Source organism: Paracoccus ravus (assembly GCF_004522175.1).
GTDB classification, from domain to species: domain Bacteria; phylum Pseudomonadota; class Alphaproteobacteria; order Rhodobacterales; family Rhodobacteraceae; genus Paracoccus; species Paracoccus ravus.
The window spans coordinates 1-8486 of record NZ_SDEB01000052.1 but is presented as its reverse complement, the minus strand read 5'-3'; the positions used below and the strand labels follow the sequence as shown (position 1 = coordinate 8486).

Sequence of the window (8486 nt, the reverse complement as noted above, 5' to 3'; positions counted from 1 at the left end):
GATCCTCGCCCATCTCCGGGCGTTTTGGTCTCTAATCCTGGAACTGGTCGCGACGGCCATCTGGGATGCAAAAAGCCATCAGGGTGCCTTGGCGCTCGCCTGAAGCGGTTGTTCAGGCCAGACTAAGTGGACACATCAGCCTCGCGCGCCTGAAACATTCTTCGCCAGATCGATACCGACAGTGCTAATCTCCGACATGACCGCTCTCCTTTGTGGATCGTCATAGACCCAACTTGGCACACCGATGCCGTTGGGGGGCGATCACATCATCAACGGCTAACCGACGAGATTCGCCGTAACACTTCCACCCTTCCAATCTCAACGAGAGCTTTGAGCCGAGCCTCTTCATAGCCCGGTCGGATCTGTTCAAGCGCCTCTGTCACACGAGCAAGTGCCGCCAAACGTTCACGCGACAAAGCGTTTGCCAATTTTGCCTCTGCGATCGTAAACGCTGCATCGCTTTGATAGATACGCTGCAGGTCGCACTCGATCGCGCCCATTTCGGCGCGTGCCGCGTTAACATGCTGACTGAAAGCAGAAAACCGCCGCAACTCAAGATCAGATCGCAACTGGGCGATCCCCACGAACCCTTCAAGTCGGCGGTCTCGCTTCATGTCACGCTGACATTCGGTGCGACAGCCCAGCCGTCACGAACCTTCCTGCGGATCGACTCGGCGAAGCGGATCGCCGCAGCGACCGGAGCAAAATGCTCGGCCTGAATTTCCTCTCCAATCGCCACTGAGGCATGAAGAGCGCGAGCACAGGTAGGGTCGGACCAGATAGGCACCCTATGTTCGGTGGCCTGCTCCCGAATCCGGGCCGCAATTTCATCGACACCCTTGGCCAAACACACCGGCGCCCGACCGCTTCCCCTTTTCCATTCAAGAGCAATGGCATAATGTGTTGGATTGACGATAACTACGTCGGCCTTCGCGACATTCGCGAGCATCGAACTTAAGACGATATCAACGCTTTTCTGGCGACGGACGGCCTTGAACTGAGGATCTCCCTCATTTTCCTTGTTCTCGTCCAGCAGTTCCTGGCGCGACATCATTTGTTGACGCATGTAAGCGAATCTTTTCCATAGAACATCTATTCCTGCAAATACGACACCCGTGCAAAGAGCGAGATAAATCATCCAAAGGGTAACAAAATTCATGCCGTCTATCCACTGAGCACCGATGGCGCGATCTGAAGTTATGATCCACCAAGCAAGCCAGCGATACAGGAAAACCCCGCCTGCGATGACAGTACTGGCTTTTATGAGAGAAATTGTAAAAGAAATGAGGCCTTCTTTTCCAAACTTTTGCTTCGCGTTACGCAGAGGGTTTATACGTCCTCCATCCGGAAATAACTTCTTTGGGATGAAAACAACAGAACGTTGAACGATCAAGCCAAAGATGACTGGTAGAGCGGTTAACCCTACGAATAGCAAAACCATTGCGGAAGCGTGAATTCCCAAACCATGCGCAATGTCAAATATCCAATCTCTCCCGGTCTCAGGCATAGGTTCGCCACCCAGGGCCCGGGCGGCCATCGCCTGCCACCGTGGAATCATCGCTGCCGAACTCAACGCGTACGCGCCCCATAGTCCCAGAAAAGTCAGCGCAGCGGTGAGTTCCGTTGATCGAGGGATATGGCCCTCTTCCCGGGCCCTGCGCAATTTTTGCGGCGAAGGCTCGAACTGCTTGTCATCACTTTCATTGCTCATGGCACTCCGTCCGCCATAAAATTAAGGACAGCATCAGCCCAGACCGACAAGGTCGATGGCGTCAAAATTACAAAGGCGGCAAGGGATAATAATATCGCCGCCGGAGCAGCAACAAACATGACAGGAAGCGCCGGCATAACCTTACTTATATTAGCCGAAATAATCTGAAAAAGATAGCCACCAATAAGGTATGGCGCAGCGAGCAAAGCGGCCAATGAAAAACAACGCAACACGACGTCAATTGTGAAGGGCAGTACATGGGAAATATCTGGCCATGACCCCATAGGCTTCAGCAAATAACTTTCGTTCAGCAAATGACAAAGAGCGACTGGCATACCAATCGCCATGAGGACGGCTGCGCCAGCAAGGTGCAATATATTCCCAACGGGGTTGGGGGCATGCTCGTTTATGAAGCCCATAGGTTGGGACAGCGATGTGCTTGCCGCAATGACGCTTGACGCAATATCAATCGAGATCGAAAAAATGCGAACCACTACACCGAGTAAAAGGCCGGTGGCGGTCTCAGATACTGAGAGGAACAGAATATCTGCAATAGAAATAGTCTGCAACGTTAAGTCAGATTTTTCTGCGAACAGTGCCGTAAGTGAAATACCGACTGCCAGTCGCACCCTTTGCGGAACTGCGGGTATAGAAAATGCTGGCAGCGCCATGATGCAGGCCTGCACACGAAAGAATGTCAATATGTATTTCAGCAAAAGAGCTTCAGTTTCCGGGTCCTGGAGTAATTCGATCACGCGGCCACCACGCCGCGCAATCTCAATTTTAGGCCGGGATCGATCTCGTCCAGCCCGATGACAGGAATTTGAACCCCCGATTGACCTAGAATTGTTCGAATTAAACGGCGACGGTGATCGGGAACTGCGAGAATAAGGTTCTGCACAGCGGCCTGCGACGTAGCCGCGGCACGCACTGCATCGGTTAGCTTGCGTTGCAATTGTGGAAGGGCCGAACCGGATGTCTTTGCTCCACCACTCTCTGCCCGACTCAATTCTCCCTCCCATTCCGGATGAAGATGCAGGATCTCGAGATGCCCGTCATGCGCCGTATATTGCTCGCAGATCTGGCTGCGGATCCGGCGCCTTACCTGCTCATACAAATCTTCGGGTAGAGAAGCAGAGCGGGCCTCGTAGACAGCCTCCGTGATCAATCCTAGGTGCCGGATGGACAGTTGCTCGTCAAGCAGGCCACGCAGTACGAAAAGCAATGTCTCGGGGGGTACCTTTTCTGGGATCATCATATCAAAGAAGCGCTGATTGATCTGCGCACGATGGTTGTCAGACACCTCGCACAACTCTCTTATCATTCGTTGCATCGACGACAGGGAAAGTAGCGCGGCAAGGTTCGACTTCACGACCTCCATTAAATGTGTGGACAGAACCTCCATCGGCGAAACCACCGTGGCTCCGGAGATTGCGGCCTCGTCTTGCTTTTCAGGGACAATCCATTTGGCCGCTGTCCCATAGACCGGCTCTTGCACATTCTCACCCGCGATCTGCAGAAGAGTGTTCTCATTACCAAGCGCGAGTGCGGAATGGGCGCGCAGGACGCCTCGGCCTCGCAGAACTCCGTGCAAGCGAATGGTATACTCACTGTCGCCGAGACCCGCGGCATCCGTGATTCTGACATCGGGAAGGATCAACCCAAAGGATCTCGCTATATGTATTCGCAGGCTGCTTATCCGCTGACCCAGCCCACGACTGCCATCAAGTGCACTCGCAATCAATCCGGTCCCAATTTCCACACAGATCTCTTCGGTGTCTATGATATCTCCGATCCGCGCCGAGACCGATTTTTCATCGGGGACTGCCTGCATGTTTTCGCGGTTATGGGACCGGGTCTCATTTTGATGCACGCGCCAGGAGATCACTGCGAGCGCGCCGGAAAATGCCAAGAATATCAGGAACGGCATTCCGGGCACCAGTCCAACGACAAACAGTCCGCCCCCGGCGAGCGCAGGTACCTGCCAATTGCTAGAAAACTGCCTGAAAACCATTTCCGCAGTATTTTGATTTGATCCGCCTCGGGACAAAAGCAAAGCTGCGGCCATCGACGTTATGAGGGAAGGAATCTGCGAAACCAATCCGTCTCCGATTGTGAGCCGTGAATAACTGGACAATGCATCGGCGACGGGCATGGAATGGACAAACAATCCCGCAGCCAATCCCACAAAAAGATTGATGAGTGTGATCACCAATCCAGCAATTGCATCTCCTTTGACAAATTTCGACGCACCGTCCAGCGATCCATAGAAGCTGATCTCATGTTGCTCTTGCACGCGCCGGCGCTTGGCTTCGTCGTGATCAATCGCACCCGAACTGAGATCCCCGTCGATCGCGAGTTGTTTTCCAGGCAAGGAATCAAGTGCGAAACGCGCTGCAACTTCTGCCATGCGACCAGATCCCTTGGTGATGACCATGAAGTTGACGATCGATATCACGGCGAACACTGTCAAACCGACCAACAGCGATCCACCCGCAACAAACTCAGAGAAACCGCTGATGACCTGTCCCGCAGCATCAGGTCCGTTCTGGCCGCTCGTCAATATGAGGCGCGTCGATGAAACGTTCAGGGTGAGGCGAATGACCAGTGAAATAAGTAAAAGGACTGGAAAAGCCTGGAAATCGGTGGGCTTCTCTACGAGAGAGGCCATGATAAGTATTAGCGTCGCGACAGAAATCGAAAGTGCGATACCCAGATCCAAGACGACCGGGGGTAGAGGGATCACCATCGACAACACCACCGCGACAATCCCACCAGTCACCGCAAGAGACCGCACGGGTGAAGTGCCATCTTTACCTGGCTTATCTCTTGTCAATTCCCCCCTCCTTGGCTGACTCAAGGATTCTGTCCGCGGACCATGCGGGTCCAAGGTCAACGCCCACCCGTCGCATGAATATGATGAGCTTAATTCTTTCTACTGGTTCAAATTCACTTAGGCGCTCGGCGAGGTCTTCTGGCATGCCTTGTCCGCTAAGAAGGCGATCGGTTACATCTCGCGCAAAAGCCTCAGACCGTATTTCCGAGAAAGAAGCACTCATCACACCTACGACAAGAAAAGCTATCAGCATCACGACGCTTTCCTAAGGTCCCGGATCGCGGACTCAACCGCGGCAAAATTCGGGCGGATATGCTCTGGTGCGGATTGCCTACCAACTTCGACGCATAGATTGAGGGCATGTTGATGCAGCCCAGCCACAAGAACGGATTTGATCACATCGTAAAATGCCTGGTCCTGCCTTGTGACGGCCTGTAACCTTTGCGCAAGAGGCGCGACAATCGCGTATGCAAGAAAAACACCTAGGAAGGTTCCGACAAGCGCCCCTCCGATCATCTTTCCGAGAACTTCCGGCGGCTGGTCGATGGAGCTCATGGTCTTAACGATACCCAAGACCGCGGCGACGATTCCAAGCGCAGGTAGAGCATCCGCCATATTTTGTAAGGCGTGCGGTGCGTGCGATGCTTCGTCATTCAAAAGGCCAATCCGACGGGCCAACATCTCTTCCACTTGGTACGGATCATCATAGTTTAAGCTGATCGACCGCAGTGCATCGCATATCAGCGAGACCGCCTTTCGATCTTCAATAATATTTGGGAACGCCTGAAATAAGGTGGACTCTCTAGGCGCCTCAATATGTTGCTCGAGCTCTACAGGATTTCCTCTCGCAATTCGCAATAGTTGACACAATAGGCAGAGAGCGTCTTCAAGATCCTGCTCCTTCCAGCGAGGTCCTTTTAGGGCGCGAGATACGCCGCTTAAAGAATGTTGAATGACATCCTTATTATTAGAGAGAATGAATGATCCAACTGCGGCGCCGCCAATCATCATAAGCTCGTAGGGCAAGGAATGGAGAATAACGCTCAACTTGCCTCCGGCAAGAACATATCCACCGAAAACCATGCCAAACGTTAAGACTATCCCGAAAACACCAAGCATGTAGCCCTACCTCTTATCCGCGTGGCTCGTTCCCATATGTGACGTGATTATCCCCGCTTGCTCCGGGCCAATTTGAGATATTACTTTTGCGCTATGTTCCGAGTTCAAGCGTAGCAGGATATCAGCAGCGAAGCTTTCTGGAAGGCTCGCCAAAATAACGGCTGCTTGCTCCGGCTTCATGGCGTCATATATCGAAATCAGTTTCAACGCTTCATCCGATTTACCCGCCTGTCCATTGCCTGCCTGTCGCCCATTATTTTTTCGAATGCCTGCCCAAGTAGATAGCTGCGTGGCGATTTCACGTCGAGCAGCATCCATTTCGGCGGCACGCCTGTCTATTTCAGATAAATAAACTTCTATACGTTGCCGTCGCAGATCCAGGTTCTGCGCCAGGAGGATTGCCTCTGGCACGTCCTCACATCCTTTTAAAAAGGCCGCAGTCTGTGCTTTCGGAACAGTATCGGCCCGGCCTGAATGTGGTGCTATTGCAAGAAAGATGGAAAGAAAACTCCATAGCTGGCTCTTGCCCCACCGTTCACCTTCCATCATCCGACCCTCGTTTCGTTCGACGCTTTTTTACACCGTAAACGCTTTCTATGCGTTGCGGGTTGGGCTACATCGGCTTGCAGCGCCCAGAATTTCCTCTCATACTTTGCGCGCTCGATTTCTGCAGAAAGATCGGAGGAGGCTCTCAGCGCTTCTGTTTTTACTGACCGGATTGATGAGTCAAGTCGGTCGATTTCTGATGCCATGACTGCGATAGCGCCACCCAGCCCCGATTCCAGATTGTTCAGTTTTCTGAGCCGGATTGAGATGAGAATAAAAAGAATCAAGACCCCCATGCCTGTCATGAGGATGAAGCCATGCAAGATATCGGTTAAGTTCATTTTATTCGAAACTCCGTAATCAGAATATCCGTGAATGCGGCTGGGCCGAGGACGACGGCCGCCCGCGTAGCCAACTCGCTGCGTATCACATCTAAAATACCTCTTGCTGAAAATGCACTTACATCTATGCCTGCAAGAAAAGTGTTGAATGTATCGACAAGACGCGGAGTGAGATACTCGACTTCGGCGCGGCGTTGTTGATCGGTTTCAATCTGTATTGCCACGATGGCAGTCCGATATTCTTTGCCCGGCAAGCTGATTGCAAATTGTGGGAGGCTCACGAATTGAGTCGGATTATCAATTTTATCCTTACCCCTTCCTGATAGAACCTCATGTGGTACCCAGTACCCCATTGACGTAGTGGAAAATGCCGCCACACCAGAAATGGCAATAATAAGCGCGCACATGAGCGGCTTTTTGCTTCGGACACTAGACGACGTCTCACCGACAGACCCGGCCTCGGACATTCGTGATTCTCCCTGTCTTCGTCTTCGATGTACCATGGGCTCACTAACCATTTATTAATTGTAGCGTGGGATAGGTCATATCAGTGAGATAACAGAACTGATTCGAGGTCTAGAGTATTGCAGGTACTTCAGCACTACTGGACTGCGCGGACGATCGGGCAGCGCGCGCTTATTTTCGCGATAGTACCGTTAGTGCTTCTCGCGACTGCAACTGCGACGGTTTTGGCAGGCCGGCCGAGTATGGCCCTACTCTATAGCGGACTGGAAACCCGGCAGGCTGCGGCAGTTTTGACCGCAGTAGAGAGTTCAGGCGTCCCGTATAGAATTAAAGGCAACTCGATCTGGGTTGACGAGAAGAGCCGCGACAAACTCCGGCTGGCGCTTGCGGGTGAAGGTCTCCCCTCGCAGGGCGGCCCAGGATATGAATTGCTCGACAACATGTCGGGGTTCGGAACCACATCACAGATGTTTGATGCTGCATATTGGCGGGCGAAAGAGGGGGAACTTGCGAGAACCGCCTTGGCGTTCCCGAATGTTGAATCTGCTCGCGTCCACATTTCAGCTTCGTCCGGTCGAGGCTATTCACAAAAGAAAGAACCTCGCGCGTCTGTGACGCTTGTGACAAGATCCGAGCCCATCGATCAAGCTCAAGCCAAGGCTCTGAAATTTCTAGTATCCTCTGCAGTGCCCGGCCTTTCGCCCGAATTGGTATCGGTCATTGATGGTGACCGCGGTGTGGTTGCGGAAAGTGATGGACGAAGTTCGCAAGAGTTGACCCAGGAAATGAAGAGCAGGGTCGAGCGGCTCCTTGAAGCTCATGTGGGACCTGGAAACGCACTCGTTGAGATAAATCTCGACTTTGTTAACGAAACGGAACTGCTCACCGAGCAGCGTTTTGACCCAGAGCAGCGAGTACTGGTGTCCCAAGAAACCCAAGACCTGGCGGATAAAAGTAGCGGCGGGGAAAGCGAACCAGTTACAGCGGCATCAAACCTTCCAGAGCAAACAGACAACCTAGGCTCCCCGCAGACAAGTTCCCGGTCGGAATCCCGGCAGCGCAGTAACTTTGAAGTAAGTAAAATGACGCGCGAGGTCACGAAACAGCCCGGCTCGCGGCAACGGCTAACGGTAGCGGTATTGGTAAACAACGTTGTAAAAACACAAGAGGACGGGACGCAGATCTTTGAACCTCGACCGGAAGTGGAGCTGAATAATCTACGAGAGTTGGTGCAGTCCGCGCTGGGATATAACGAAGCTCGAGGGGATGTTGTTACTGTGAAATCTCTTTTGTTCGCGTCGCCAAGTCAGTCGGGCTCAGCGGACGCGCAGCATCAATTTATTGAGTCTGGCCTGAACAACCGCTTCAGGCGAGCGCCAAGGCACCCTGATGGCTTTTTGCATCCCAGATGGCCGTCGCGACCAGTTCCAGGATTAGAGACCAAAACGCCCGGAGATGGGCGAGGATC

Annotated in this window: 9 protein-coding genes; 1 reads left to right on the top strand and 8 read right to left on the bottom strand. The window is 52.8% G+C overall.

Annotated elements, in window-relative coordinates; all coding sequences use genetic code 11:
* Positions 1–269 precede the first annotated feature (269 nt).
* From ESZ60_RS19980 to ESZ60_RS19945, 8 genes are all read right to left on the bottom strand, one after another.
* Complete coding sequence (locus tag ESZ60_RS19980; protein WP_134682420.1) at positions 270–614, bottom strand: hypothetical protein; 345 nt, start codon at positions 612–614, stop codon at positions 270–272.
* Complete coding sequence (flhB, locus tag ESZ60_RS19975; protein ID WP_134682419.1) at positions 611–1711, bottom strand: flagellar type III secretion system protein FlhB; 1101 nt, start codon at positions 1709–1711, stop codon at positions 611–613. The genes ESZ60_RS19980 and flhB overlap by 4 nt, the downstream gene beginning before the upstream one ends.
* Positions 1708–2466: a flagellar biosynthetic protein FliR gene (locus tag ESZ60_RS19970; protein ID WP_134682418.1), complete on the bottom strand. Its 759-nt coding sequence runs from the start codon at positions 2464–2466 to the stop codon at positions 1708–1710. The genes flhB and ESZ60_RS19970 overlap by 4 nt, the downstream gene beginning before the upstream one ends.
* On the bottom strand, positions 2463–4547 hold the full coding sequence (locus ESZ60_RS19965; RefSeq protein WP_134682417.1) for a flagellar biosynthesis protein FlhA: 2085 nt from the start codon (positions 4545–4547) through the stop codon (positions 2463–2465). Before ESZ60_RS19965 ends, ESZ60_RS19970 begins: the two co-directional genes overlap by 4 nt.
* Positions 4548–4799: 252 nt before the next feature.
* A complete protein-coding gene (gene motA / locus ESZ60_RS19960; RefSeq protein ID WP_134682416.1) occupies positions 4800–5666 on the bottom strand; it encodes a flagellar motor stator protein MotA in 867 nt (288 codons plus the stop codon).
* A gap of 6 nt (positions 5667–5672) precedes the next feature.
* Positions 5673–6215, bottom strand: coding sequence for a MotE family protein (locus ESZ60_RS19955; RefSeq protein WP_134682415.1), 543 nt, complete (start codon positions 6213–6215; stop codon positions 5673–5675).
* Positions 6212–6553, bottom strand: coding sequence for a hypothetical protein (locus ESZ60_RS19950; protein WP_134682414.1), 342 nt, complete (start codon positions 6551–6553; stop codon positions 6212–6214). The genes ESZ60_RS19955 and ESZ60_RS19950 overlap by 4 nt, the downstream gene beginning before the upstream one ends.
* Positions 6550–7020: a flagellar basal body-associated FliL family protein gene (locus tag ESZ60_RS19945; RefSeq protein WP_134682413.1), complete on the bottom strand. Its 471-nt coding sequence runs from the start codon at positions 7018–7020 to the stop codon at positions 6550–6552. Before ESZ60_RS19945 ends, ESZ60_RS19950 begins: the two co-directional genes overlap by 4 nt.
* A gap of 117 nt (positions 7021–7137) precedes the next feature.
* On the opposite strand from ESZ60_RS19945, the gene fliF reads away from it, so the two are divergent.
* The coding region (fliF, locus tag ESZ60_RS19940; protein ID WP_134682412.1) for a flagellar basal-body MS-ring/collar protein FliF at positions 7138–8486 on the top strand (1349 nt) is incomplete at its 3' end.

Coding starts and splice junctions, on each gene's coding strand:
- ESZ60_RS19980 (WP_134682420.1), bottom strand. CDS start 614: ATGAAGCGAGACCGCCGACTTGAAGGGTTCGTGGGGATCGCCCAGTTG.
- flhB (WP_134682419.1), bottom strand. CDS start 1,711: ATGAGCAATGAAAGTGATGACAAGCAGTTCGAGCCTTCGCCGCAAAAA.
- motA (WP_134682416.1), bottom strand. CDS start 5,666: ATGCTTGGTGTTTTCGGGATAGTCTTAACGTTTGGCATGGTTTTCGGT.
- ESZ60_RS19955 (WP_134682415.1), bottom strand. CDS start 6,215: ATGATGGAAGGTGAACGGTGGGGCAAGAGCCAGCTATGGAGTTTTCTT.
- ESZ60_RS19950 (WP_134682414.1), bottom strand. CDS start 6,553: ATGAACTTAACCGATATCTTGCATGGCTTCATCCTCATGACAGGCATG.
- ESZ60_RS19945 (WP_134682413.1), bottom strand. CDS start 7,020: ATGTCCGAGGCCGGGTCTGTCGGTGAGACGTCGTCTAGTGTCCGAAGC.